The 798-nt window shown below is 64.9% G+C and carries 2 protein-coding genes; both read left to right on the top strand.

All coding sequences use genetic code 11. The annotated features are described in order from the left end of the window. The coding region (gene tssJ, locus EN925_RS38045; RefSeq protein WP_128337473.1) for a type VI secretion system lipoprotein TssJ at positions 1-240 on the top strand (240 nt) is incomplete at its 5' end. Between the two features lie 40 nt (positions 241-280). Next, positions 281-798: type VI secretion system baseplate subunit TssK (tssK, locus tag EN925_RS38040; RefSeq protein ID WP_164894778.1), on the top strand; the 518-nt coding region annotated here is incomplete at its 3' end.

The following is a 798-nucleotide window of genomic DNA, read 5'->3' as shown; positions in this document are numbered from 1 at the left end:
CTGCAGGGGGATGCCGGCACGGCGCTGGCGGGCGATCTCATCGGATCCGACCAGATTTCCGTCGGGCCGGGAAAATCCGCATCCAAAACCATCACGGTCGAGCCGGACGCGACGGCGCTGGGCTTTGTTGCTCTGATCCGCGAGCCCGGCGGCCGGAACTGGCGGACAACTAAGTCGGTGTCGTCGGGATCGAAATTCACGATCAACGTCACGCTTGGCAGCGGCGGCATTTCCGCCTAGCGGCAAAGGGCAAGGGGAGCTCGATGCAGAGAGTAGCGGCATGAGCAATGCAAACAGGGTGCTATGGTCCGAAGGGCTTTTCCTGCGGACCCAGCATTTCCAGCAGCAGGATCGCTTTTTCGAGGCGACGGTGCGCGGCGCGTTGCAGGCCGGGCAATTGCATACGTTCGGTTTCCAACAGCTGACGCTGGACCAGGCGTTGCTGGAAGCCGGCCAGATCTCGATCCTGTCCGCGCGGGGCATCTTTCCGGATGGGACACCTTTTTCCATCCCGGACATGATGGACGCGCCGCGACCGCTGCCGGTCACCCCTGACACGGGCGCCGGACCGGTGCTGATCGCCTTGCCGCTGGAGCCTCCGGGCGGTGTCGGCTTCGATCCGGCACACGCTGCCGCCTCGGGTGCGCGATATCATGGGCGGATCGTTTCGGTGCGTGACGCCGTCCAGGGCGGTTCAGACCCTGAAGAAATCGAAATTGCCCGGCCGCAGGCGCTGCTGCTCGCACCCGGCAAGTCGGTCGGTGGCTACACGGCCTTGCCGATAGCCGACCTCAAGGG

This window comes from Mesorhizobium sp. M7A.F.Ca.US.006.04.2.1, assembly GCF_004022915.1.
Taxonomy (GTDB): Bacteria; Pseudomonadota; Alphaproteobacteria; order Rhizobiales; family Rhizobiaceae; genus Mesorhizobium; species Mesorhizobium ciceri.
The sequence above is the reverse complement of the archived record's forward strand: the minus strand, read 5'-3'. Positions and strand labels throughout refer to the sequence as shown.